The sequence below is a fragment of the Streptomyces sp. NPDC104761 genome (assembly GCF_055583445.1).
On record NZ_JBVJNZ010000018.1, the window covers coordinates 44,859 to 69,342 of the forward strand.

General features: G+C 72.9%; 22 protein-coding genes and 1 pseudogene. 7 read left to right on the plus strand and 16 right to left on the minus strand.

The features are described 5' to 3' along the window. Window positions 1-27 precede the first annotated feature (27 nt). Window positions 28-1,317 carry a streptophobe family protein gene (locus ACZ63F_RS36345; protein ID WP_469717768.1) on the plus strand — a complete coding sequence of 430 codons (1,290 nt, stop codon included), beginning with the start codon at window positions 28-30 and terminating at the stop codon, window positions 1,315-1,317. A gap of 12 nt (window positions 1,318-1,329) precedes the next feature. Here the strand turns inward: ACZ63F_RS36345 and ACZ63F_RS36350 are convergent, their stop codons facing one another. From ACZ63F_RS36350 to ACZ63F_RS36360, 3 genes are all read right to left on the minus strand, one after another. Beyond that, window positions 1,330-1,878, minus strand: a complete 549-nt coding sequence (locus ACZ63F_RS36350) for a hypothetical protein (RefSeq protein ID WP_469717770.1) — start codon at window positions 1,876-1,878, stop codon at window positions 1,330-1,332. A gap of 7 nt (window positions 1,879-1,885) precedes the next feature. Continuing rightward, a complete protein-coding gene (locus tag ACZ63F_RS36355) occupies window positions 1,886-4,225 on the minus strand; it encodes an ABC transporter ATP-binding protein/permease (RefSeq protein WP_469717772.1) in 2,340 nt (779 codons plus the stop codon). 70 nt (window positions 4,226-4,295) lie between these two features. Continuing rightward, complete coding sequence (locus ACZ63F_RS36360; protein WP_469717774.1) at window positions 4,296-4,706, minus strand: hypothetical protein; 411 nt, start codon at window positions 4,704-4,706, stop codon at window positions 4,296-4,298. Between the two features lie 310 nt (window positions 4,707-5,016). Between ACZ63F_RS36360 and ACZ63F_RS36365 the strand changes: the two genes are divergently transcribed. Further along, complete coding sequence (locus tag ACZ63F_RS36365) at window positions 5,017-5,400, plus strand: nuclear transport factor 2 family protein (RefSeq protein ID WP_457739136.1); 384 nt, start codon at window positions 5,017-5,019, stop codon at window positions 5,398-5,400. Between the two features lie 163 nt (window positions 5,401-5,563). On the opposite strand, the gene mgrA is transcribed toward ACZ63F_RS36365, so the two are convergent. Beyond that, a complete protein-coding gene (gene mgrA / locus ACZ63F_RS36370) occupies window positions 5,564-6,556 on the minus strand; it encodes an L-glyceraldehyde 3-phosphate reductase (RefSeq protein WP_469717775.1) in 993 nt (330 codons plus the stop codon). A gap of 111 nt (window positions 6,557-6,667) precedes the next feature. On the opposite strand from mgrA, the gene ACZ63F_RS36375 reads away from it, so the two are divergent. From ACZ63F_RS36375 to ACZ63F_RS36385, 3 genes are all read left to right on the plus strand, one after another. Continuing rightward, entirely contained in the window at window positions 6,668-7,582 is a 915-nt protein-coding gene (locus tag ACZ63F_RS36375; protein ID WP_469717777.1) for a LysR family transcriptional regulator, read from the plus strand. A 65-nt stretch (window positions 7,583-7,647) separates the two neighbouring features. After that, on the plus strand, window positions 7,648-9,138 hold the full coding sequence (locus ACZ63F_RS36380) for a carotenoid oxygenase family protein (protein WP_469717778.1): 1,491 nt from the start codon (window positions 7,648-7,650) through the stop codon (window positions 9,136-9,138). Between the two features lie 27 nt (window positions 9,139-9,165). Then, entirely contained in the window at window positions 9,166-9,681 is a 516-nt protein-coding gene (locus ACZ63F_RS36385; RefSeq protein ID WP_469717779.1) for a mycothiol transferase, read from the plus strand. Here the strand turns inward: ACZ63F_RS36385 and ACZ63F_RS36390 are convergent. The 8 genes and pseudogenes from ACZ63F_RS36390 to ACZ63F_RS36425 all read right to left on the minus strand — a co-directional run bounded on the left by ACZ63F_RS36390 (window position 9,663) and on the right by ACZ63F_RS36425 (window position 15,829). Beyond that, entirely contained in the window at window positions 9,663-10,733 is a 1,071-nt protein-coding gene (locus ACZ63F_RS36390; protein WP_469717781.1) for an adenosine deaminase, read from the minus strand. The genes ACZ63F_RS36385 and ACZ63F_RS36390 overlap by 19 nt on opposite strands. A gap of 38 nt (window positions 10,734-10,771) precedes the next feature. After that, on the minus strand, window positions 10,772-11,164 hold the full coding sequence (locus ACZ63F_RS36395; protein WP_469717782.1) for a VOC family protein: 393 nt from the start codon (window positions 11,162-11,164) through the stop codon (window positions 10,772-10,774). Window positions 11,165-11,342: 178 nt separating this feature from the next. Then, entirely contained in the window at window positions 11,343-12,266 is a 924-nt protein-coding gene (locus ACZ63F_RS36400; protein WP_469717785.1) for a M48 family metalloprotease, read from the minus strand. Beyond that, window positions 12,263-12,646, minus strand: coding sequence for a BlaI/MecI/CopY family transcriptional regulator (locus tag ACZ63F_RS36405; protein ID WP_469717786.1), 384 nt, complete (start codon window positions 12,644-12,646; stop codon window positions 12,263-12,265). The genes ACZ63F_RS36400 and ACZ63F_RS36405 overlap by 4 nt, the downstream gene beginning before the upstream one ends. 187 nt (window positions 12,647-12,833) lie before the next feature. Continuing rightward, window positions 12,834-13,739: an oxidoreductase gene (locus tag ACZ63F_RS36410; RefSeq protein WP_469717788.1), complete on the minus strand. Its 906-nt coding sequence runs from the start codon at window positions 13,737-13,739 to the stop codon at window positions 12,834-12,836. Window positions 13,740-13,773: 34 nt separating this feature from the next. Next, a pseudogene (locus ACZ63F_RS36415) lies at window positions 13,774-14,169 on the minus strand (chitinase); the annotation flags it as partial. A 116-nt stretch (window positions 14,170-14,285) separates the two neighbouring features. Then, a complete protein-coding gene (locus tag ACZ63F_RS36420; RefSeq protein WP_469717790.1) occupies window positions 14,286-15,479 on the minus strand; it encodes an RNA polymerase sigma factor in 1,194 nt (397 codons plus the stop codon). Continuing rightward, complete coding sequence (locus tag ACZ63F_RS36425; RefSeq protein ID WP_469717791.1) at window positions 15,479-15,829, minus strand: YciI family protein; 351 nt, start codon at window positions 15,827-15,829, stop codon at window positions 15,479-15,481. The genes ACZ63F_RS36420 and ACZ63F_RS36425 overlap by 1 nt, the downstream gene beginning before the upstream one ends. Window positions 15,830-15,972: 143 nt before the next feature. Between ACZ63F_RS36425 and ACZ63F_RS36430 the strand changes: the two genes are divergently transcribed. Together ACZ63F_RS36430 and purU are read left to right on the plus strand one after the other, a co-directional pair. Further along, window positions 15,973-17,025: an acyl-CoA dehydrogenase family protein gene (locus tag ACZ63F_RS36430; protein ID WP_469717792.1), complete on the plus strand. Its 1,053-nt coding sequence runs from the start codon at window positions 15,973-15,975 to the stop codon at window positions 17,023-17,025. A 141-nt stretch (window positions 17,026-17,166) separates the two neighbouring features. Further along, a complete protein-coding gene (gene purU / locus ACZ63F_RS36435; protein WP_469717794.1) occupies window positions 17,167-18,039 on the plus strand; it encodes a formyltetrahydrofolate deformylase in 873 nt (290 codons plus the stop codon). Between the two features lie 59 nt (window positions 18,040-18,098). Here the strand turns inward: purU and ACZ63F_RS36440 are convergent, their stop codons facing one another. Genes ACZ63F_RS36440 through glyA form a run of 4 tightly spaced genes read right to left on the minus strand, consistent with a single transcriptional unit; the run spans window position 18,099 to window position 24,454 of the window. Continuing rightward, window positions 18,099-18,707 carry a sarcosine oxidase subunit gamma gene (locus tag ACZ63F_RS36440; RefSeq protein WP_469717796.1) on the minus strand — a complete coding sequence of 203 codons (609 nt, stop codon included), beginning with the start codon at window positions 18,705-18,707 and terminating at the stop codon, window positions 18,099-18,101. Continuing rightward, window positions 18,700-21,930: a sarcosine oxidase subunit delta family protein gene (locus ACZ63F_RS36445; RefSeq protein ID WP_469717797.1), complete on the minus strand. Its 3,231-nt coding sequence runs from the start codon at window positions 21,928-21,930 to the stop codon at window positions 18,700-18,702. The genes ACZ63F_RS36440 and ACZ63F_RS36445 overlap by 8 nt, the downstream gene beginning before the upstream one ends. Before the next feature lie 11 nt (window positions 21,931-21,941). Continuing rightward, complete coding sequence (locus tag ACZ63F_RS36450; RefSeq protein WP_469717799.1) at window positions 21,942-23,174, minus strand: sarcosine oxidase subunit beta family protein; 1,233 nt, start codon at window positions 23,172-23,174, stop codon at window positions 21,942-21,944. Next, a complete protein-coding gene (gene glyA / locus ACZ63F_RS36455; protein ID WP_469717802.1) occupies window positions 23,171-24,454 on the minus strand; it encodes a serine hydroxymethyltransferase in 1,284 nt (427 codons plus the stop codon). The genes ACZ63F_RS36450 and glyA overlap by 4 nt, the downstream gene beginning before the upstream one ends. Window positions 24,455-24,484 lie beyond the last annotated feature (30 nt).

Here is a 24,484-nt window from a genome sequence, read left to right on the forward strand (position 1 = left end):
GGTGACGGTGTTGCCTAGCGTGACAGCGTGCGCCCTCCCCTCGCCTCCGAGCCGCCGGTGGCCGCGCCGCCCGGCCGGTCCGCGCACCGGCACGGCTGGGCGCAGGCCGTGGGCGTGGTGCTGACCGCGTCGGTCGCGATGCTCGTGGTGGCCGCGGTGGGGCTGTGGGCGGCGGGCGCGACGGACCTGCCGAAGGGCGCGTACCTGCCGGTGGTTCTCGCGACCGTGGTGACGGCGGTCGGCGGCGCCGTCGAGCTGTCGGGGAACGCGGGCGAACTGGCGCGCACAAACGCCGGGCTCACGGTCGCTCCGCTGTCGGTGACGCTGGTCGGGGCGCTGGTCGCCGCCTGGGGCTTCCTGCGGCCGCTGCGGCACCGGGCGGTGGCCGGGGCCGCGGAACTGGCCGGGTGGGCGGCGCGGATCGCGGCGCTGTGGCTGCTCGCGCTGACCGGGCTCGCGGCCGGGGCCCGGCACACCTTCGCGGTGGACGTGGGCAGCGGCACCCTCAGTGATCTCACCGGCGCGCTCGGCGCAGCGCCGGAGGCGGGCTTCACCACCGATGTGCCGCAGACGGCCGGGTTCGGGCTGCTCTGGCTGGCGGGCGTCCTGCTGCTGGCGCTGCTGGTCTCGCGCGGGGCGCCGCTGCCCGTGCGCCTGCTGCGCTTCCAGGCCTCGGTGCGCCCGGCGGCCCACGCGATGGTCGTGCTCCTGCTGGCGTACGTCCTGCTGGCCCTGCTGATCGCCCTGGCCACGATGGTGACCCGCGGGCACGCCAGGGAGACCCTCGCGGTGATCCTGCTCGGGCTGCCCAACCTGGCCTGGCCGGCCTTCACGCTCGGTCTGGGCGCCACCTGGAAGGGCAGGGTCGACGGGCCGTTCGGGCTGCCGGTGCCGAAGGTGCTCGCCGAGGTGCTGCGCACACCGGACGTCTCGACGCTGAACCTGCGCACCATCACCGCCCACGACGACCGCTGGTGGTGGCTGGCCGGGGTCGCCGCGCTGCTGTTGCCGGCCGCCGCGTTCCTGATGGCGGTCCGCTCCCCGGCCCGGATCCGCGCCTGGCAGCACGCCCTGCACCTGGCGGTCGCCCTCGCGCTGACCATGCTCACGCTATGCCTGACCGGCCGGATCTCCGCCCACTACGGCCTCTCCCTGCTCGGCATCGGCGATCTGGGCGGCAACCTGTCCGGTGAACTGCTGCTGGAGCCCGTGCTCTGGCCGGCGGTGGGCCTGGGCGCGCTGTGGGGTCTGCTCGCCGGGTTCCTGGGCGCCCTGCTGGCTCGTCCGGTGCACCGGCGCGGTGAGGTGGCGGCCTGAGCGCACCCCCCGTCAGCGGTCACCGTCGGGGGCCACCACCCGGGTCGGCTCGCGGCCGGGGCCGGCCCGCCCCGGATCGGCGCGGTCGGTGACGTACGTGGACAGCCGCCGCCCGTCGCCGTACAGCCAGCGCCCCTCGGTGGCGTCGTACAGCCACATCGACTCGCCGTCGACCACCACGCCGATGCGCAGCCCGTGCGTACGGCCCCGGAAGGACTCCCCGTCGAGGCCGCCGACGGCCAGTTCCTCGACGGCGGCCCGGTAGCCGGTGAGCGCCTCGGCGGCGCGGGCAAGGAGGGGGCGCGGATCGCCGACGTCCGTGGGCGGGCCGCCGGTGACCGGTGGGTCCTGGGGCACGGCGACGAGGTAGCGGCCGTCCACCCAGGCGGACCAGCCGTTGGCGCAGCTGATGTGCGCCCAGTCGCCGTGCCGTTCGACGAGCTGGACCGGCAGCAGCGGGTCGAGGGGCACGGTGGGCCTGGCCGGGTCGGGGGCCTCCCAGGCGGGCATGCCGTCGCCGGGGACGACATGGGTGGGCCGGAATCCTGGCGTCGTCGTCATCGGTCGCCTACTTCCGCATCACGGCCGGTTCGTGCCGGCGCAGCAGCCGGGACAGCACACAGCCGAAGACCACCGACAGCACCACCAGCATGACCATGTTCCGCAGCCAGACGCCCGCCGAGTGCCGGAAGAAGGGGTCGGCGGTGAGGGTGCCGGGCACGATCCGGTGCAGTTCGACGGTGCCGGCCATCGCGCCGAGCGCCCAGCGCGAGGGCACCAGCCAGGCGACCTGTTCGAGTCCGGGCACGCCGTTCAGCTTCAGCAGGGTCCCGCAGAAGACGACCTGGACGACGGTGAGCAGCACAAGGAGCGGCATCGTCACCTCCTCCTTGCGGACCAGCGCGGAGATCAGCAGACCGAGCATCATCGCGGTGAAGGAGAGCACGGCCACGGCGACGGTGATCTCCAGCAGGGGAGGCATCAGCACCCCGTCGCCGCCGGGCGCGTTGAGGTCGACGCCGGCCAGGCCGACCTGGGTGAGCACGATCGCCTGCAGGACGGTGACGGCGCCGAGGACGACGATCTTCGACATCACGTACGCCGACCTGGGCAGCCCCACGGCTCTCTCGCGCTGGTAGATGACCCGCTCCTTGACCAGTTCGCGCACGGCGTTGGCCGCGCCGGTCAGTACCCCGCCCACGCACAGGGTGAGCAGGGCGTTGGTCGCGGTGTCGAAGGTGAGCTTGTTGCCTGCGACGGCGCGGGCCATGGCGCCCATCACGAACGGCAGCCCGATCATGATGGCGAGGAAGGTCCGGTCGGCGGCGAGCGCGGCCGTGTAGCGGCGCACCAGCGTCGAGAACTGGGCGCCCCAGCTGCGCGGTCTGGGCGGCGGGGCGGCGGCCACCGGCCCGGAGCGGGGCAGCACCGGCTGCGCGCTGGAGTTCACGATGTACTTGCGGTGGTACGACGAAGCGCGGTACTCCCCCGCCCAGTCCCGGCCGGTGTCCCGCTCGAACGCCTCGAAGGCCTCGGGCCACTCGTCGAACCCGAAGAAGCCGAGGGCGTCGCCGGGCGGCCCGAAGTAGGCGGTCCGGCCGCCCGGCGCGAGGACGAGCAGGCGGTCGCTGACGTCGAGGCTGAGCACGCTGTGGGTGACGACGATGACGGTACGGCCGTCGTCGGCGAGGCCGCGCAGCATGTTCATCACCGAGCGGTCCATCCCGGGGTCGAGTCCGGAGGTCGGCTCGTCCAGGAAGAGCAGGGACGGTTTCGTGAGCAGTTCCAGGGCGACGCTGACCCGCTTGCGCTGTCCGCCGGAGAGGCTGTGCACGGGCTGGTCGGCGCGCTGTTCGAGGCCCAGTTCCCGGATGACCTCGTCCACCCGCTGCCGGCGCTCGGCCTTCGCGGTGTCCTCGGGGAAGCGCAGTTCGGCGGCGTAGGTGAGGGCGCTGCGCACGGTCAGCTGGACGTGCAGGATGTCGTCCTGGGGGACAAGACCGATGCGCTGGCGCAGCTCGGCGTAGTCGCGGTAGAGGTCGCGGCCGTCGTAGAGGACGGTGCCGTGCTCGGCGGGACGCTGGCCGGTGAGGGCGCCGAGCAGGGTGGACTTGCCGGCGCCGCTCGGTCCGACCACCGCCAGCAGGCACTTCTCGCCGACCGGGAAGGAGACGCGGTCCAGCAGGATCTTGCGGCCGTGGTCGACGGAGACGGTCAGTTCCTGGACGTCGAGGGAGACCTCGCCGGTGTCGACGTACTCCTGCAGCTCGCCGTCGGCCAGGCAGAACGCGGAGTGGCCGATGCCGACGACGTCACGGGGGCCGAGCAGGGCGCGGGTGACGGCACGGCCGTTGAGGTAGGTGCCGTTGTGGCTGTCGAGGTCGACGATCTCGTGGCTGCCGTCGGGGTGGCCGCGCAGTTCGGCGTGGTGGCGGGAGACGGTCAGGTCGTCGACGACGATGTCGTTGTCGCCGGCGCGGCCGATGCGGACCGTGCGGGCCGGGAGCCGCATCACCGAGGAGGGCTGCCGGAAGGTGCCGGTCCGGGCGGGCATGGAGACGACGGAGGGACGGTCCGCGGCGGGCGCCGGGCGGCCGCTCAGGACGGCGGACGGCCCGTCGGCGGGGCTCCCGAAGCGGATCACCGTGCCCGGTCCGACCTCCCACTCCCGGATGCGGCGGCCGTCGGCGTAGGTGCCGTTGGTGCTCTGCTCGTCCTCCAGCGTCCAGTGGCCGTCGTCGGGCCGCAGCACCGCGTGGTGCCACGAGACCCGGGCGTCGTCGATGACGATGTCGCTCAACGGGTCCCGCCCGACGTGGTAGTCGCGGCCCGGGCTCATCACCGTGGATCCCGTGTCCGTCTCCAGGACGAGTTCGGGTGCCGTCGAGGCGACCGGCCACTCCGCCATGGCCAGAATTCTACCGATTAGCCCTCTTCTGTGCCTGGTCAGGGCCGCTCGGGCGACGGGCGTTCACGGGTCAGGCGACGGGGACGACGAGGGCCGGGATGGTGCGCTGCATCCGGAGGGCGTCGACGGACTCGGCGAGCAGTTCGTACTCGGTGGTGTCGTCCTGGAGCGCGATCCGCACCAGACGCCCGTCGGCCAGCTCGTCGGCGACGAGTTCCTGCCGGGCCGCGTCGGCGCACCAGGCGCGCAGCAGGCCGGGTACGTCGGAGACGGTCTCGGCGACCGGGACCAGTGACCCGTGCGGGAACCTCGGGTTCTCGGGTAAGGGGTCCAGGCGTTCCGCGATCCAGGAGGCCCGGTCCCGTAACCACCACAGCGCCAGGGCCAGGGTCGGCGCACGGTAGGTGCCGAGCGGGACGCCGATGCGTTGCCCGCCGCACATGCCGTATGCCGTGACATGGCACAGGAATTCGTCGTGCACGATCACTCCCCCGTAGCTCGCCGGTGTGCCGTCGCGGCCGGGTTTCCGTGCGGCTCCTGTGCGGTGAAGTGCCCCTGACATTCGAGTATGTTCACTTTCGAAACACTGTCACCACACCTTTCCGGCCAGTCTCTTGGCATATTCCCCCTGCGAATTGGCCGAAATGCGCGAGCTGCACCGGCCGGCCTTCATTACCCGAGGGGTAATCGACCCGCCACGCGGACCGGGGCATGGTGGTGCCAACGGATCGCCGCACACCGCGATCCAGCCCCTGACCAGCAGTGACGACCTCGATGGAGGCTGATTCACCATGTCCGTGAACACCGACCGTTACCAGACCGCCGCCGCCCGCTACTTCGAGGCCTGGAACGCCACCGAGCCGGAGGCGCTGGGCAAGGCGGTCGCCGAGGCCTGGGCGCCGGAGGGCGGTTACACCGACCCGCTCGCGGATGTCTCCGGACATGCGCAGATCACGGCCGTGATCGCGGCGGCGCACGAGCAGTTCCCCGGTTTCGTCTTCCGCCCGCTCGGGGCCGTCGACGGCCATCACGACACGGCCCGCTTCGGCTGGGAGCTGGTGAACGAGGCGGACGGTTCGGCTCCGGTGGCCGGTTTTGACGTGGTCACGCTCAGTGAGGACGGCCGGATCCTCCGGGTACTGGGCTTCCTGGACCGGGTTCCGGCCGGGGCGTGAGCCGGGGAGTGGGCCGGCACGGTGAGCCGGCGCCCGCGCCCGCGCCGACCGGCTGACGGGGGCGGCGGTCGCCGGGCGACGATTCGGGTCGCTCGCCCGGCGACGCATCAGCTCGGCCGCCGGGTGACGATTCGGGTCGATCACCTGGCGGCCACCGGCCGGCTCACCGGTTGACGATCGCGTCGATCCGCACCAGCTCCTCCGCGTCGAAGTCGAGGTTTCCGATGGCGCCGACGCAGTCCTCGACCTGCTGCGGGCTGCTCGCACCGATCAGCGCGGAGGTCACCCGGCCGCCGCGCAGCACCCAGGACAGGGCGAGCTGGGCCAGGGTCTGGCCGCGGCCCTTGGCCACCTCGTCGAGGTCGCGCAGTTGGGCGACCAGGTCCGCGGTGACCGCGTCCGAGTTCAGGAACGGGCTGTCGCTCGCGGCCCGCGACCCCTCCGGGATGCCGTCGAGGTAGCGGCCGGTGAGCAGGCCCTGCTCGAGCGGGGAGAAGACGATGGAGCCGACCTGGAGCTCGTCCAGGGCGTCCAGCAGGCCCTCGGTCTCCGGGCGGCGGTCGAGCATCGAGTAGCGCGGCTGATGGATGAGGAGCGGCGTGCCGAGCTCCCCGAGGATCCGGGCGGCCTCGCGGGTCTGCTCCGCCGAGTAGTTGGAGATGCCGACGTAGAGCGCCTTGCCCTGCTGGACCGCGGAGTGCAGGGCGCCCATCGTCTCCTCCAGAGGAGTCGCCGGGTCCGGGCGGTGCGAGTAGAAGATGTCGACGTGGTCCAGGCCCATCCGGGTCAGGGACTGGTCGAGCGAGGACAGCAGGTACTTCCGCGAACCCCACTCGCCGTACGGCCCGGGCCACATCAGGTAACCGGCCTTGGTGGAGATGACCAGCTCGTCCCGGTAGGCCGCGAAGTCCGCCCTGAGGGCCTCGCCGAAGGCCGACTCGGCGGCGCCGGGCGGCGGGCCGTAGTTGTTGGCGAGGTCGAAGTGGGTGACACCGAGGTCGAAGGCGCGGCGCAGGATGGCGCGCTGGGTCGTCACGGGCCGGTCGGGCCCGAAGTTGTGCCACAGGCCGAGCGACAGCGCGGGAAGCTTCAGGCCGCTGCGGCCGCTGCGGCGGTACGGCATGTCGGCGTAGCGGTCGGGGTGTGCGGTGTACAACGCGACTCCAGAGGGGTTGCCACAGGTTCTACCGCTGCCACTCTTTCCCGAGCCGCGGGCAGTGGTCCAACAGGAGAATCCGATGGAATTGTGCGACTAGGCTGCTCAATCATGGAACTGCGCCACCTCCAGCACTTCGTCGCCGTCGCCGAGGACCAGCACTTCACCCGGGCCGCCGAGCGGCTCATGGTGTCCCAGTCCGGTCTGTCGGCCTCCATCCGGGCCCTGGAGCGCGAGCTGCGCGCCCCGCTGTTCGTGCGCACGACCCGCCGGGTGACGCTGACCGAGGCGGGCCGGGCGCTGCTCGGCGAGGCGGAGCGGATCCTTGCCCAGGTGCGCTCCGCGCACGAGGCGGTGGCCGCGGTGCAGGGGGTGCTGCGCGGGACCCTGGCGCTGGGCACCGAGCAGTGCATCGCCGGGGTGCACGTGGCGGGGCTGCTCGCCGCGTTCCGGCGCCGCCACCCCGACGTGGAGATCAGGCTGCGGCAGGCCGGCTCGGGCGCGCTCGCCGAGGAGGTGGCGGCGGGCCGCCTCGACCTGGCCTTCGCCTACCGCACCCAGGACGACACCGACCAGCTGCGCTCGGTGTCCCTGACCGCGGAGCCGATGACCGTGCTGTGCCATCCCAGCCACCGGCTGGCGACGGCGGGCGCGGCCGTGACCCCGGTGGACCTCGGCCAGGAGGTGTTCGTCGACTTCCACCCGGACTGGGGCCCGCGCCGCTCGACCGACGCGGCCTTCGCCGAGGCGGGCGTGCGGCGCACGGTCGCCCTCGAGGTGAACGACGTGCACAGCCTTCTCGACCTGGTGGACGAGAACCTCGGCATCGCCGTCGTACCCCGGCACTTCAGCCACAAGCGCCCCACGCTGACCGCCCTCGCGCTCAAGGACACGGACGAGACCGTGTACGAGACGGTCGCCCTGCTGCCGCCGGAGTCGGCCACCAGCCCGGCGGCCCGGGCGCTGATCACCCTCCTCGAAACAGGGGGCCTGGCAACACCCCCGGACGGGTCCTGCCCCTCCTGACCCGGCCTGCCCGTCACCGCAGACTCGTGGATGTCCACGACGACGACGCGACGGGGAGTACGGAGATGGCGGAACACACACGGCGTACGGTGCTGCGCGGGGCGGCGGGCATGGCGGTTGCGGGCGCGCTGACGGGAGCGGGGGTCCGTCCGGCGGCCGCGTCGACAACAGCAGACCCGACGGATCGTCACCATCCGTTTTTGGAGGGCGCGTTCGCCCCGGTCACCGAGGAGCTCACGGCCTTCGACCTGCCGGTCACCGGCCGTGTCCCGGACGACCTGAACGGCCGTTACCTGCGCAACGGCCCGAACGTGCTCGGCCTGGAGGATCCGCGCGCCCACCACTGGATGCTGGGCGAGGGCATGGTGCACGGGGTACGGCTGCGCGACGGCCGCGCCGAGTGGTACCGCAACCGCTGGGTGCGGTCCTCCCAGGTGACGGCGAAGCTCGGCGAGACCTACCCCGGTCCGGTCCCGCCGGACGACTTCGCCTGCAACACCCACGTCGTCCCCTACCGGGGGCGGATCCTCGCACTCCAGGAGAGCGGCCCGCTGCCGTACGAACTCGACGGCGAACTCGGCACGGTGGGCAGCTTCGACTTCGGCGGCTCCCTGGAGGGCGCGTTCACCGCGCACACCAAGTACGACACGCGCGCGGACGAGTTGCACGCGATCGCCTACTACCCGACCTGGGACCACGCCCGGCACCTGGTCGTGGGCCCGACCGGCCGGCTCGCCCGCACCACCCGGATCCCGGTCGCGGACGCGCCGATGATGCACGACTTCGCGCTCACCGAGAAGTACGTGGTCGTCTTCGACATCCCGGTCACCTTCGACGCGGCGGCCGCCGGGGCGGGCGCGCCGGTGCCCTACGTCTGGAACCGTGAGCACCCGGCGCGGGTGGGCGTGCTGCCCCGGTCCGGGGGCGCCGTCCGGTGGTTCGGCGTCGACCCGGTCTTCTACTCGCACACCCTCAACGCGTACGACGAGGGCGGGTCCGTGGTGATCGACCTGACGGCCTATCCGGCGCCCTTCGACGTCGCGAGCCGCACCACCGACGGACCGCACGCGGTGGGCACCGCCACGCTGGAGCGCTGGACCGTCGACCTGCGCCGCGGTCGGGTCCGCAGGCGCACCCTCGACGACCGGCCACAGGAGTTCCCGCGCGTCAACGAGGAGCTGGTGTCCCGTCGGCACCGTTACGGCTACTCGGCGGCGGCCGCCGAGATGTCCGTCGCCTATCTGGCCGGAGCAGGCGACCCGCCGGACCGCGCCTTCTCCAACGCCCTCTTCAAGCACGACCTCGCGCGCGGCACCGCCGAGGTGCACCGGCTGCCGAGAGGCGCGGCGGTGGGCGAAGCGGTGTTCGTGCCGGGCGAACACGGGCGCCGGGAGGACGACGGGTACGCGATCGCCTACGTCCACAACCCGGACCGCGGCGCCGCCGACCTGCTGATCCTCGCCGCGCAGGACTTCACCGGCGAGCCGCTGGCCCGGGTGCACCTGCCGGGCCGGGTGCCGCTGGGTTTCCACGGAAGCTGGATTCCGGACGCGTGACGACCGGCGATGCGCGATCGTGGTCGTATGCATGCAAGGGACATCCTCATCGACGGCTTCGGCCGCATCCAGGAAGAAGTCCATGCCGCCCTCGACGGCGCCGACCCCGATCTGCTCAACAGGCTCCCCGCCCCCGACGCCAACTCCATCACCTGGCTGGTCTGGCACCTCACCCGGATCCAGGACGACCACATCGCCGACGCCTTCGACCTCGACCAGGTGTGGCTGGCCCAGGGCTGGGAGAAGCGTTTCGGCCTCGGTCTGCCGCCCCGTGACCACGGGTACGGGCATACGCCCGCCGAGGTCGCGAAGGTCAGGGTGGACTCCGGCGACCTGCTGACCGGCTACCACGACGCGGTGCACGAGCAGACCCTGGGGGTGCTGCGCGAGCTCCCGGCCAAGGACCTGGAACGCATCGTGGACACCCGCTTCGATCCGCCGGTCACGCTCGGCGTGCGGCTGGTGAGCGTCCTGTCCGACGACCTTCAGCACGTCGGACAGGCCGCCTACCTGCGGGGGCTGTTTCAGAGCACGGAGGCGTAACCCGGCAGGACGACGTCCTCGATGAGGGCCCTGCGCTCGTCGAACGGGATGAACGCGCTCTTCAGGGCGTTCACCGTGACCGTGCGCAGGTCCTCGACGGTCCAGCCCGCCTCCTCGACCAGCAGGGACATCTCCCGGGTCATCGTCGTCCCCGAGACCAGCCGGTTGTCGGTGTTGAGGGTGACCCGGAAGCCCAGCTCCTTCAGCGCGGTGATCGGGTGCTCGGCGATGGAGGCGGCGCAACCGGTCTGGAGGTTCGAGGTGGGGCACATCTCCAGGGCGATGCGGCGGTCGCGCACCCAGCCGGCCAGGCGGCCGAGCTTGCCGTCCACGATGTCCTCGGTGATGCGGACGCCGTGCCCGATCCGCTGGGCGCCGCAGGCCTGGACCGCCTGGTGGATGCTGGGCAGGCCGAACGCCTCGCCGGCGTGGATCGTGAAGGGCACGCTCTCGTCGCGCAGGTACCGGAAGGCGTCCAGGTGGTCGGCGGCGGGGAAGCCGGCCTCGGCACCGGCGATGTCGAAGCCGACGACGCCGGCGTCCCGGTAGGCGACGGCCGCTTCGGCGGCCTCGCGGACCCGGTCGAACATCCGCATCCCGCAGAGCAGGGTGCCGACGCGGACGGGGGTGCCGGCGGCGGCGGCCTTCACCATGCCGGCGGCGAGCCCCTCCTGCACGCTCTCCACGACCTCGTTCAGGGTGAGCCCGCCCTTGACGTTCAGCTCCGGCGCGTAGCGCACCTCGCCGTAGACGACACCGTCGGCGGCGAGGTCCAGGACGTACTCCTCGGCGACCCGCCGCAGCCCCTCCTTGGACTGCATGACGGCGAGGGTGTGCTCGAAGGTGGCTATGTAACGCACCAGGTCGCCGGAGTTGGCGGCCTCGAAGTACCAGGCGGCCAGCTCGTCGGGGTCGGTGGTGGGCAGGGTGTGTCCGACCTCGGCCGCGAGCTCGACCAGGGTGGTGGGGCGCAGGCCACCGTCGAGGTGGTCGTGCAGGACGGCCTTGGGGAGGCGACGGATCACGTCTGCGTCTACGCGCGTAGCAGTCATGGTGGAGCTGTCCTCGGCAGGTGGTTCGGAGTGGTCGTTCAGGCGGCGGGCTGGAGCAGGTCCCAGCGGTTTCCGTAGAGGTCCTGGAAGACGGCGACGCTGCCGTACGGCTCGTGCCGCGGCTCCTCCAGGAAGGTCACGCCGGCGGCGGTCATCCGGGCGTGGTCGCGGCCGAAGTCGTCGGTGTGCAGGAAGAACCCGACCCGCCCGCCCGTCTGGTCACCGACGCGGGCACGCTGGTCCTCGTCCTTGGCGCGGGCCAGCAGCAGTCCGGTGCCGTGCCCCTCCCCGCCCGGCTCCACGACGACCCAGCGGGAGCCGTCGGGCCGCGACGTGTCCTCGACGAGCCGGAAGCCGAGAGCCTCGGTGTAGAAGCGGATCGCCTCGTCGTAGTCGCCGACGACGAGGGTGACCAGGGCGACGCGTCGCATGGGGGCCTTTCGGTGGAGCGGTTAGCGGAAGAGGTTATACGTAAAACTCGCAGGACGCCAGCCGGCCTTTCCCACGGGCGGCTTTCCGGAAAGTGCGCCGAGCGGGGCGCCCGGACGGAGGGACGGGGAGCTGCGCGGCCGGCCACACCGCACCCGCATCCGACGAACGGCCGCTCCCCTACCGCTCGGCTTCCCCCTGCGCGACCTCCACCCGGTGATGGAAGTCGACCACCCCGGTCGCGGAGGCGACACACGACACCGCGGCGCAGGCCACCAGCACCACCGCGACCCATCCCCCGGCCCGCCGCCCCCGCGGCGCCAGCAGCGCCTCGACCCGCTGCGGCACCGGCCCGGACGCGGCGCCCGACACGAACGCCGGCCGCTCGGCGACGCCGCCCTGCCCCGCCAGCGCGGCCCTGGCGATCGCGCGGGCCGTCAGCCGGCGGTCCCCCACCGCGCGCGCCGCGGCCTCGTCGGCGGCCCGCTCCACGGCCAGCCGGACGACGTCCCGGACCCGCCGCAGTGCCGGGTGGCAGTGCGCGGCGAGTTCCGCCGCGGCGAGGAAGAAGTGGTGGCCGCCCGTGTTGTGCGCCCGTTCGTGGGCGAACAGTGCCTCCCGCTCGGCGCCGTCGAGGCTGCGCAGCATTCCGGTGGTGACGACGATCCGGTGCGGACGTCCGGGCAGGGCGTACGCGTCCGGGCACGGCGAGTCGACCACGCACAGGTCGCCCGCGGCAGGCCGGCGCCCCGCCTCCGTGCGGGCCGCGCGGAAGGCGCGGGCCTGCCGGAGCACCGACCGCGCGAGCGTCCAGGCGCACCCGGCGAGGCCGCCGGCCGAGAGGGCGGCGAGCGGCAGCACGAACCGGTCGGGGGCGGTGTGCAGGGGCTGGACCAGCTCACCGAGCGCGGCGAAGTACGGCAGCCTGAGGAGCCCGGCGAGGAAGCACGCGCCGAGCGCGGCCAGGGAACAGCCCGCGAGGGCGACGGCCGAGGACGTGATCACCCAGAGCGCGGTGCGCGGCGCCAGCCGGTCGAGGGCCCGTCGGGACAGCGCCGGCAGCGCGAACGGCACCAGCAGGGGCAGGAGCAGCAGCGCGGTCATGACGGACCGGGTTGTTCGCCGGGTTCGAGGAGGGTCCGCAGCACACGTTCGTCGTCGGGACTGAGCTGGGCGACGAACCGGGCGAGCACGGTCTCCCGGTCGCTGTCGCGGTCGAGTTCGGTGTGCATCCGCTTCGCTGTGAGGCCCTGTGCGTCCTGGACGGGGACGTAGGCGTAGCCGCGCCCCTGGCGGTGCCGCCCGACCACACCCTTGTCGTGCAGCCGGGTCAGGATCGTGGTCACCGTCGTGCGGGCCAGGTCGGTGCCGAGGCTGCGCTGCACCTGTCCGGGGGTCTGGGGCGCACCCGCGGCCCAGAGAGCCGCCATGACGCTCGCCTCCAGTTCGCCGGCGGGCCGGCGTTCGTCCTTCCCGTCGGCCATGGAAGGTTCCTCACCCCTCACTTCGTCCGCGGCCAGCAGACCGTCTACGGCAGTGTAGTCAGCCGGGTGACGGCCGGCACCCGTGAACCCATTATGCGAAGCCCCTTCCGGGAGAGGTTCCGTCGCCGGCCGGGGAATCGCCCGGGACCCGGGTACCGGCACCCCGGGACCCGGGCCGGGCGGAAAGTCAGCCGGCCTTGGCGTGGAGGGCGTTCAGCCGGGTCAGCTCGTCCTCGGTGAGCCGGATGGCACCGGCCGCCACGTTCTCGGCCAGGTGGTCCGGGTTGCCGGTGCCGGGGATGGCGAGGACGTGCGGGCCCTGGTGCAGGGTCCAGGCGAGGCGGATCTGGGCGGGGGTGGCGCCGTGGGCGCGGGCGACGGCCAGAACCTCGTCGTCGTGGCTCGCGGTGGCGCCGAGCGCCCCGGCGTCGCCCGCGACGGCGAAGAACGGCACGAAGGCGATGCCGCGCTCGCCGCAGAGGCGCACGACCTCGTCGGTGGCCGGGTTCGCCGCGTCGAGTCCCCACCGGTTCTGCACGCACACCACGGGCGCGATGGCCAGCGCCTCGTCGAGATGGCGCGGTTCGACGTCGGAGACGCCGAGGTGCCGGATCAGCCCGGCCTCGCGGAGTTCGGCGAGGGCGCCGAAGTGCTCGGCGATCGACTCCTGGCGCATCCGGCGCAGGTTGACGACGTCGAGGTGGTCGCGGCCGAGCTGGCGCAGGTTCTCCTCGACGTGCCCGCGCAGCTGGTCGGGGCGGGCGGAGGTGCCCCATTCCCCGGAGTAGTCGCGGTAGGGGCCGACCTTGGTGACGATGACCAGGTCGTCGGGGTACGGGGAGAGCGCGGTGTTGATGAGTTCGTTGGCCGAGCGCAGGGCGGAGAAGTAGAAGGCCGCCGTGTCGATGTGGTTCACGCCGAGCTCGACGGCCTTGCGCAGGACGGCGATCGAGCGGGCGCGGTCGCTCGGGGTGCCGTGGTGGAAGGCGGCGCTGCCCGTCAGCCGCATCGCGCCGAAGCCGAGGCGGTGGACGGGCAGGTCGCCGAGTTTCCAGGTGCCGGAGGCGTCCGCGGTGATCGTTTCGGAGGTCATCGACGGAGTCTGGCACACGATCCTGACGGCGGGGTCAGCAGTAGAGGTTGGCGCCGGCCGGGACGCCGAGGATCTGGGTGAACCTCTGGTAGGCGCTGACCCGGCTCTGCACCTGCGCCGGGTTCTTGCCGTCGCACTCCAGGGAGCCGTTGATGGAGCGGATGGTCTGGCCGAAACCGGCACCGTTGACCATGGCGTTGTGGCCGGTCATGGTGCCGGGGCCCTTCTGGGTGTTCCAGTACCACAGGCCGGTCTTCCAGGCCACGGCAGAGTTATTCCGCACCTGCCGGGAGTTGTCGAGGAGGTCGATGCCGAGCGCGTCGCCCGCCGCCTTGTAGTTGAAGTTCCAGCTGAGCTGGATGGGGCCGCGCCCGTAGTAGGCGGACTGGCCCGCGGGACAGCCGTAGGACTGGCTCCGGTCGCAGTAGTGCGAGCGCAGCCGGCGGAGCCTGCCGGTGCGCCACTCGAGGGGCTTGGTGCGGCCGGTGCGGAAGGTGGCGCGCAGCCGGGCCGCGATGTCGGCGGGCTGCTCGAGATCACACCTGGTCAGCCGGTGAGTTCGTCCCGCCGCCGTGCGAGGTGTGTCCGTTCGGGCAGGCGGCAGGTGAGCGCGATGGCCGCGTCGTACTCCGCCGCCGCCTCGCGGTCCCGGCCGAGCCGGCGCAGCAGGTCGGCGCGGACGGCGTGCAGCACGTGGTATCCGGGCAGGTCGAGGGCGTCGACCAGCTCCAGGGCCGCGGCCGGCCCCTGGACCTCGGCCACCGCGACCGCCCGGTTCAGCGCCACCACCGGACTCGGGGCGGCCGACATGAGCTGGTCGTACAGGGCCAGGATCTGACCCCAGTCGGTGGCATCCGCGTTCGGTGCGTCGCTGTGCACGGCGTTGATCGCGGCCTGGATCTGGTACGGGCCGGGCCGGTTGCGCCGCAGGCAGCGCCGGACGAGGTCCTGCCCCTCCGAGATCAGCTGCCGGTCCCAGCGCCCGCGGTCCTGCTCGGGCAGCGGCACCAGTTCGCCGTCCGCCGGCTCCCGGGCGGGCCGCCGGGCCTCCACGAGCAGCATGAGCCCGAGAAGCCCGGCCACCTCCGGCTCGTCCGGCATCAGTTCGTACAGCAGCCGGCCCAGGCGTACGGCTTCGGCGCAGAGCGCGGGATCGCCGCCGTAGCCCTCGTTGAAGACGAGGTAGACGACGGCCAGCACCCCGTTCAGCCGGTCGGGGAGGTCGGCGTCCTTCGGCACCCGGTACGGGATGCCCGCGTCGCGGATCTTGGCCTTGGCGCGTACCAGGCGCTGGGCGAGGGTGGGCTCGGGGACCAGGAAGGCGCGGGCGATCCGGGCCGTGCTGAGCCCGCAGAGCAGGCGCAGGGTCAGGGCCACCCGGGACCGGAGGGCGAGGGCGGGGTGGCAGCAGGTGAAGATCAGCCGGAGCCGTTCGTCGCGCACGGGGCCCTCCTCGGCCGGTGCGTCGGGCGCGTACAGCCGGGCGGCCTCGGCGTGCCGGGCGGCCCTGGTGGACTCGCGGCGCAGCCGGTCGATCGCGCGGTTGCGGGCGGCGGTGATGATCCAGCCGGCCGGGCTCGGCGGCACCCCGGTGCGCGGCCAGCTGTCCAGCGCGGTGGTGAAGGCGTCCTGGACCGCCTCCTCGGCGAGGTCGATGTCGCCGAGGAAGCGGACGAGGACCGAGACCGCGCGCCCGTACTCGGTACGGAAGGCGGCCTCGACGTCGGCGGGCTCCGCCATCAGTGCTGGTCCACGAAGGGCCGTACCTCGATCGGGAGGGTGGTGGCGAGAGCTGCCCTGCGGCCCCACTCCAGGGCCGCGTCGAGATCCTCGGCGCGGATGAGGCAGAGGCCGCCGAGGTACTCCTTGCCCTCGGCGTAGGGACCGTCGGTGATCAGTACGTCGCCGTCCTTGGGCCGCAGTGTCGTGGCGGTCTCCGGGCCGTGCAGTCCGCCGGCGAAGACCCAGGCGCCTGCCGCACGCAGTTCGTCGTTGAAGGCCTCGACGTCGCGCATGATCGTGGCGAGCGCGTCGGGCGCGGGCGGGGTGCCGTCCGCCGGCTGGACCACGCTGAGCAGGTAGTGCTTCATGAGGTTCTCCTCGGTCGTCGTGAGGTGTGCGTCGTGAGGTGTGCGCCGCGACGGTGTGCGTCGCGGGGGTGTTCTCGCCTTCTACACGAACGGCAGGCCCCCGGATCGACACCTCGCACCGCGGAACCGAAAGAATCCTCTCCATGACCATCGCCGTGCATCCGCTCGTCGCCCGCGCCCGGGAACTCGCCGACGGCCTCCTCTCCCCCGCCGCCGAGCGTGTCGACCAGGAGGGCGTGCCCGCGAGCCACATCGAGGCGGTCAAACGGTCGGGCCTGCTGGGACTGAACGCCCCGGTGGCGTACGGGGGCTCGGCGGCACCCGCGGCCGTGGTGCGGGAGACGGCGGAGATCCTGGCCGGGGCATGCTGCTCGACCTGGTTCGTGCAGACGCAGCACCACACGCCGGTGCTGACCCTGGCCGGGTCCGGTCTGCCGGTGCGGGAGCGCCTGCTGGGTCCGCTGGCGCGGGGTGAGCTGCTGTCCGGGGTGGCGTACGCGCATCTGCGGTCGTACCCGAGGGTCCCCGTGCGGGTCAGGCGGGAGGCGGGCGGATGGCTGTTCTCCGGCACCGTGCCCTGGTACACCGGCTGGGGGCTGAACGACGTGCTGCTGCTGGCCGGGGTGACCGAGGACGACGAGGTGCTGTTCGCGTTCACCGAGGCACGGGAGCAGCCGGGTCTGCGGCCGTCGGAGCCGATGCGCCTGGCCGCGCTCACCGCGGCCCGGACGGTGTCCCTGGACCTGGACGATCTGCGGGTCCCCGACGAGGCGGTCGCGCTCCGGACGCCGTTCGAGGAGTGGGCGACGACGGACCGCCCGCGGCCCCGCAACGCCAGTCCGGCGGTCTTCGGGATCGCGGAGGCGGCGCTCGCACTGGTGGCGGAGGAGTACGCGGCCGGCCTGCGGGGCAGCCTGGCCGAGATCCGCAGCCGCGCCTACGCCCTGGCGGACCATCCGGTGCCGTACGAACACGCGGAGGAGCGGCTGGCGCTGCGGGCGGAGGCGTTCACGCTGATGCGGGCGGCCACGACGGCGGCCGTGGTGGCGGGCGGCGGCCGGGCGATGTCGCTGGACCACCGCGCCCAACGGCTGGCCAGAGAGGGCCTGTTCCTGCTGGTCCAGGGCCAGACGAGCGAGTCGCGCACGGCGCATCTGAAAGCCCTCGCAAAGCGGCACGGATCCGGCGGCCGGTGACGGGTCCAGCCCGCAGGCGTGTTGCACATCGTAGAGAGTGGTGCGCCAGATAGAACGCGACCTCTTGACCCGTCACCCCCCTTGGCTGGACGATGTTGCGTATCACTCACGTCGTTGCGCGATGCGCACCAGGAGGGTGTCATGTCTCCTCGACCGCAGCCCGGCCGCGAGTTCGTCCTCACCCTGTCCTGTCCCGACCGGGCGGGTCTGGTCCACGCCGTCACCGGGTTCCTGGTCGGCCACGGCGGCAACATCCTGGAGAGCCAGCAGTTCGACGACCGGCTCCAGGACCGCTTCTTCATGCGGGTGCACTTCGACGTCCCGGACGACGCCGCCGCCCTGGAGGAACTGCGCACCGGTTTCGTCCCGGTCGCCGAAGAGCACCGCATCACCTGGCGGCTGACCGACGCGTCGACCCCGACCCGCACCCTCATCATGGTGTCGAAGTTCGGTCACTGCCTGAACGACCTGCTGTTCCGCAGGTCCACGGGCGCGCTCAACATCGAGATCCCGGCGATCGTCTCCAACCACCGCGACTTCGAGCCGCTGGCGCGGACGTACGGCATCCCCTTCCACCACATCCCGGTGACGCCCGACACCAAGGCGGAGGCGGAGGCCCGGCTGCTGCGGCTCGTCGCCGGGCTGGACGTCGACCTGGTGGTGCTCGCCCGCTACATGCAGATCCTCTCCGACGACCTGTGCAAGCAACTCGACGGCCGGGCCATCAACATCCACCACTCGTTCCTGCCGAGCTTCAAGGGGGCCAGGCCGTACGTCCAGGCGCACCGGCGGGGCGTCAAGCTGGTGGGTGCCACCGCGCACTACGTGACGCCCGACCTGGACGAGGGCCCGATCATCGAGCAGGACGTCGTCCGGGTGAGCCATGCGCACGCCCCGGACGAGCTCGTCGCGCTGGGCCGTGACGTGGAGGCCCAGGTGCTCGCCCGCGCCGTGCGGTGGCACAGCGAGAGCCGGGTCCTGGTCAACGGCCGCTGCACGGTGGTCTTCCGCTGACACCGACCACCGGATGCGGGCCGCCCCCTTCTCGGTGGCGGCCCGCTCTCAGTGGTGCCTCACGCGTGTTCCACGGCCGCGTCCAGCAGCCAGTCCGCCAGGTAGCCGGCGAAGGAGGAGCGCACCAGGACCCAGAAGCCCGCCCTGGTCTCCTCGCGCGCGACCAGGACGACCTGGGTGCGGGCCAGCATGGTCTGGGCGCAGCGGCCCGGGCCGAAAGCGCGGGGGTGCAGGTCCAGGGCGCAGCCGTGGGCGAGCAGGTCGCGGGCGCGCGGGCCGCCGACGAGGAGGGTGGTGCGCTGGGCGGAGACGTCCGTGACGGCGACGGCGCCCGGTGCGTCCCCGGCGGCCGCGCGGATCCGGCTCTCCAGGTCCCGCTCGGTGCCCGGCCGGCCCACCACCAGCCATTCGTCGGGGCCGAGCCAGACCGCGGTCACCTCCCCCGCGTGCACCACGGTGCCGGGTTCCAGGGGCAGTGGGAGTCCCAGGGTCAGTCCGACGGCGTCCGCCGCCGGGCTCTTGGCGTCGAGGCGGACGTTCACCTGGGCCAGGAAGGGCAGTTCGGCAAGCCGGAGTGCGCCCCGGGAGGAACGGGTCACCGCGGCCAGGCGGGGCGCGGCGTCGGCCAGGGGGCTGCGCCGGGATGCGGTGGAAGCGGTGTCAGCCATCGCGGCGGGCTCCCTCGGGGTCGTAGAGGACGGGGCTTGCGACGGTCACCGGCAGGAGCTGTTCGCCCACCGGGGCGTAGAGACGTTCGCCGATGCGGTCCCGGCCGCCCTTGACCAGGGCGAGCGCGAAGGTCCGGCCGAGCGCGGCGCTGCGGTAGCTGGAAGTGACGTGGCCGAGCATCGGCACGGGCGGGGCGGGCAGTTCGCCGTCGGCGACCAGCTGCGTGCCCTCGGGGAGGAGGGCGGCGGGGTCGTCGGTGAGCAGGGCGACGAGATGCTTGCGGTCGGGGCGCACGGTGTCGGCCCGCGCGTAGGAGCGCTTGCCGAGGAAGTCGGGCTTCTTCTTCGAGACCGCCCAGCCCATGCCGAGGTCCTGCGGGGTGACGGTGCCGTCGGTGTCCTGGCCGACGATCGGGTAGCCCTTCTCGGCGCGCAGCACGTGCATGGTCTCGGTGCCGTACGGGGTGATGCCGTACGGGGCGCCCGCCTCGTACAGCGCGTCCCAGAGCGTCACCGCGTGCCACGGCGACACGTTGATCTCGTAGGCGAGTTCGCCGGAGAAGCTGATCCGGCACACGCGGGCGTCGAGGCCCGCGACGATGGTGTCCCGCCAGGCCATGAACGGGAAGTCGTCGTTGGAGAGGGCCAGTCCGGGCGCGAGCGAGCCGAGGACCGCGCGGGAGGCGGGGCCGACCAGGGCGACCGTCGCCCAGTGCTCGGTGACCGAGGTGCAGTGCACCCGCAGGTCGGGCCACTCGGTCTGCAGCCACTCCTCCATCCAGTCCAGGACGGCGGCCGCGTTGCCGGTCGTGGTGGTGACCAGGAACCGGTCGGGGGCGAGCCGGATGACCGTGCCGTCGTCGAACACCATGCCGTCCGGGCGGCACATCACGCCGTAGCGGATCATGCCGGCCTTCAGGGTGCTCATCATGTTCGTGTAGAGCAGGTCCAGGAAGTGTGCGGCGTCCGGGCCCTGGACGTCGATCTTGCCGAGCGTGGAGGCGTCCATGAAGGCCACGCCCTCACGGGCGGCGCGGCACTCGCGGAGCACGGCGGTCGCCATGTCCTCGCCGTCCCGCGGGTAGTACCAGGGCCGCTTCCACTGCCCGACGTTCTCGAACAGCGCGCCGTGCCCGACGTGCCGGCCGTGCAGGGCGGTGGTGCGGACCGGGTCGTGCAGAGCGCCCCGGTTGCGCCCGGCGAGGGCCGCGAAGGAGACGGGGGTGTACGGCGGCCGGAAGGTGGGCAGGCCGAGCGCCGAGACGTCCACGCCGAGGAGTTCGGCGACGACGCCGCTCGCCAGGAGACCACCGGTCTTGCCCTGGTCGTTGGCGGTGCCGGCGGTGGTGTAGCGCTTGGTGTGCTCCACCGAACGCAGGCCCGCGCCGGTCGCGCGGGTCAGGTCGGCCACGGTGACGTCGCGTTGGAGGTCGACGAAGCGGGGGGCCTCGCCGGGGACGGTGAAGACCGCCATGGGCGGGGTGTACGGCTGTGGGGCCACGGCGGGGAGGGTGGGGCTCTCGGCGGTGCAGCCCTCCGCCTCCACCGCGCGGGTGCCGGCCGCCGTGCCCTGCACGAGGGCCGTGGCCAGGTCGAACGCCCCGTTCGCGGCGCCCACGACCGCCACCGCCTGTCGGCAGCCGTCGGGCACGAACGTGCCCAGTGCCTCGTCGTGGCGGAGCCTGCCGCCCGCCTGGCTGAACAGGTGGGCGACGGGGTTCCAGCCGCCGGAGACGAGGAGAAGGTCGGCGGCGAACTCCTGCTGTGCGCCGGTGCCTTCGTACGGGGCGACGGTCACGGCGGTGAGACGCTCGCGACCCGCCGTGCCGGTGACCGCGTGGCCGGGCAGCACCTCGATCCCGGCGGACCGGGCCCGCTCGGCCCAAGTGCCCGGTTCGGGCCGGGTGTCGACGATCGCGGCGATGCCGACTCCGGCCGCCGCGAGGTCGAGGGCGGCGGCGTAGGCACTGTCGTTGGTGGTGAACACGACGGCGCGGCGGCCGGGCAGGACGGCGTAGCGGTGGAGGTACGTGCGGGCCGCGGCGGCCAGCATCACGCCGGGGCGGTCGTTGTCGCCGAAGGCGAGGGAACGCTCGTGGGCGCCGGTGGCGAGGACGACGTGCCGGGCGCGGATCCGCCAGACGCGTTCGCGGGAGACGTGCGGTGGGGCGTCGGCGCCGAGGTGATGGGTGCGGCGCTCCACGGCGAGGAGGTGGTTGTCGTCGTAGTGGCCGAAGACGGTGGTGCGGGGCAGGACCCGTACCTCGGGGGCGGCCTCGAGGCGGGCGCGGGTCGCCGCGACCCAGTCGAGGTGCTCCCCGGTGCCGAGGAGGCTGCCGCCGGGCTCGGGCTGGTCGTCGGCGAGGATGACGCGGGCGCCGGTGGTGGCCGCGGCCGCGGCTGCCGCGAGGCCGGCCGGGCCCGCGCCGACCACCAGCAGGTCGCAGTGGGCGTGCACGGCGTCGTAGCGGGCCGGGTCGGGGGTGGTGGCGAGGCGGCCCTGGCCGGGGAGGCTGCTCGCCACCAGTCCGTCGTGGAGTTCGACGGTGGTGGCGGGGAGCATCGGTTCGGGGAAGGGGGCCTCGATCTGGACGACCGCGTTGGGTTCCTCGACGCCGGCGGAGAAGATGCCGCGGGGGCGGCCGAGCCTGATGCTGGTGGCGGCCTGGATGACGCCGTTGGCGAGCAGGGCGGAGGCGAGGGTGTCGCCTCGGTAGCCCTGGTATTCGGTGCCGTCGAAGGTGAAGGTGAGGGGGGTGGTGCGGTCGATTCGGCCGCCGGTGGGGGTGCGGTAGGGGTGGTCGCCCCCGCCGCCCCTGCCCGTCCCGTCCCGAAGGGGCGCCGCCCCTTCCACCCCGCTGGGGGCTGCGCCCCCAGACCCCCCTTCGGCCTGAACGGCCTCGTCCTCAAAAGCCGGACGGGCCGGAAGGGGCGGAGTCGGCACAGAAGTCCCCGCCGGACGCGGTTCGCCCGTCCTGTACACCGTCAGGATCTCGTTCGTCGACGTGTCGCGTACCGCGTTGAACCACCGCCGGCACCCTGCCGCGTGGCTCCAGCGCTCCGCGAACGGGCCCTTGGGGTTGTCGCGGAAGAACAGGTACCGCGCCCACTCCGCGTCGGTCAGGGACGCCGGGTCCTCCGGGTACGGCACGTGGGCCTGGCCGCCGTAGTGGAACTCGGTCTCGTCGCGGGGCCCGCACCACGGGCAGGGGATGAGCAGCATGGGTGGGCTCCCTAGTGGGCCACCGCGGCCGCGCCGTGCTCGTCGACGAGCGCGCCGGTGGTGAAACGGTCGAGCGAGAAGGGGGCGTTGAGGTGATGGGGGCTGTCGTGGGCGATGGTGTGGGCGTAGACCCAGCCGACCCCCGGTGTGGCCTTGAAACCGCCGGTTCCCCAGCCGCAGTTGAGGTAGAGGCCGGTCACCGGGGTGAGGCCGACGATCGGCGAGGCGTCGGGGCTGACGTCGACGATGCCGCCCCAGGTGCGCAGCACGTGGGCGCGGGCGAAGACCGGGAAGAGTTCGAGGGCGGCGGCCATCTGCTCCTCGATGACGTGGAACGCGCCGCGCTGGGTGTAGGAGTTGTACGCGTCGATGCCCGCGCCCATCACCAGTTCGCCCTTGTGCGCCTGGCTGACGTAGACGTGCACCGCGTTGGACATGACGACGGTCGGGTGGACGGGCTCCAGGAGTTCGGAGACCAGGGCCTGGAGCGGGTGGCTCTGGAGGGGGAGTTCGATGCCGGCCATCGCGGCGAGGACGGAGGTGTGCCCGGCCGAGCACAGGGCCACCTTGCCGGCGGCGATCGGGCCGAGGGTCGTCCGCACGCCGACGACCCGGCCGCCCACCACGTCCAGCCCGGTGACCTCGCAGTTCTGGATGATGTCGATGCCGGCGGCGTCCGCCGAGCGGGCGAAGCCCCAGGCGACGTAGTCGTGTTTGGCGATGCCGGCGCGGGGCTGGTAGGTGCCGCCGAGGACCGGGTAGCGCACGTCGGGTGAGGTGTTGACGATCGGGCAGACGTCTTTGACGCCGCCCGCGTCGAGCCACTCGGCGTCGACGCCGTTGAGGCGGTTGGCCTCGACCCGGCGGACGCTGTCGCGGACGTCCTGGAGGCTGTGGGCGAGGTTCAGGACGCCGCGCTGGGAGAAGAGGATCGGGTAGTCGAGTTCCTCCTCCAGCCCCTCCCAGAGTTTCAGCGCGTGTTCGTAGATGCCGGCGCTCTCGTCCCACAGGTAGTTGGAGCGGATGATCGTGGTGTTGCGGGCCATGTTGCCGCCCGCGAGCCAGCCCTTCTCCAGGACGGCCACGTTGGTGATGCCGTGGTTCCTGGCCAGGTAGTGGGCGGTGGCGAGACCGTGCCCGCCGCCACCGACGATGACGACGTCGTACGACCGCCCGGGCTCGGGGGTGCGCCAGAGGAAGTCCGGGTGGTCGGGGAGGTCGGCGCCTGGGGTGCGGGGGCTCATCGGACGTCTCCGTGGTGCGAGAGGTGCGGGTAGAGCGGGTGTTTGGCGGCGAGCGCCTCGGTGCGGGCGCGCAGGGCGGCGAGGTCGGGCTCGGGCTGGAGGGCGCGTGCGATGACGTCGGCCACCTCGGCGAAGTCCTCCGCGGTGAAGCCCCTGGCGGCCAGTGCGGGGGTGCCGATGCGCAGGCCGGAGGTGACCATCGGCGGGCGCGGGTCGAAGGGGACGGCGTTGCGGTTGACGGTGATGCCGATCTCGTGGAGCAGGTCCTCCGCCTGGCGGCCGTCCAGCGGGGACTCCCGCAGGTCGACCAGGACCAGGTGGACGTCCGTGCCGCCGGTCAGCACCTGCACGCCGGCCGCGGCCGCGTCCGGCCGGGTCAGGCGCTCGGCGAGGATGCGGGCGCCGGCCAGGGTGCGGGCCTGGCGCTCGGCGAACTCGGGCGATGCCGCGACCTTGAAGGAGACGGCCTTCGCGGCGATGACGTGCTCCAGCGGGCCGCCCTGCATGCCGGGGAACACGGCCGAGTTGATCCGCTTGGCGAGGTCGGCGTCGTTGGTGAGGATGACCCCGCCGCGCGGGCCGCCGAGGGTCTTGTGCGTCGTGGTGGTGACCACGTGCGCGTGCGGGACCGGGCTCGGGTGCAGCCCCGCCGCCACCAGGCCCGCGAAGTGCGCCATGTCGACCATGAGCAGGGCGCCCACCTCGTCGGCGATCCGGCGGAAGGCCGCGAAGTCCAGCTGCCTGGGGTACGCCGACCAGCCCGCGATGATCATCTTCGGGCGGTGTTCCTTGGCCAGCCGCTCCACCTCGTCCAGGTCGACGAGGTTGTCGGTCTCGGAGACGTGGTAGGGCACGACGTTCAGCATCTTGCCGCTGTAGTTGAGACGCATGCCGTGGGTGAGGTGGCCGCCGTGCGCGAGGTCGAGACCGAGGATCGTGTCGCCCGGCTGGAGCAGGGCGAAGAAGACGGCGGTGTTGGCCTGGGCACCCGAGTGCGGCTGCACGTTGGCGAACCCCGCCCCGAAGAGGGACTTGACCCGTTCGATCGCCAACCGCTCGGTGACGTCGACGTGTTCGCAGCCGCCGTAGTAGCGGCGGCCGGGATAGCCCTCCGCGTACTTGTTCGTCGCCACCGATCCTTGCGCCTCCATCACGGCGACGGGCGCGAAGTTCTCGGAGGCGATCATCTCCAGGGTGGACTGCTGCCGGTCCAGCTCGGCACCGAGCGCGGCATGGACCTCGGGGTCCAGCTCGGCCAGGGGTGTGTTCAGCGCGTTCATGCTGGTTCCGCGATCCTTTCGACGACCTCA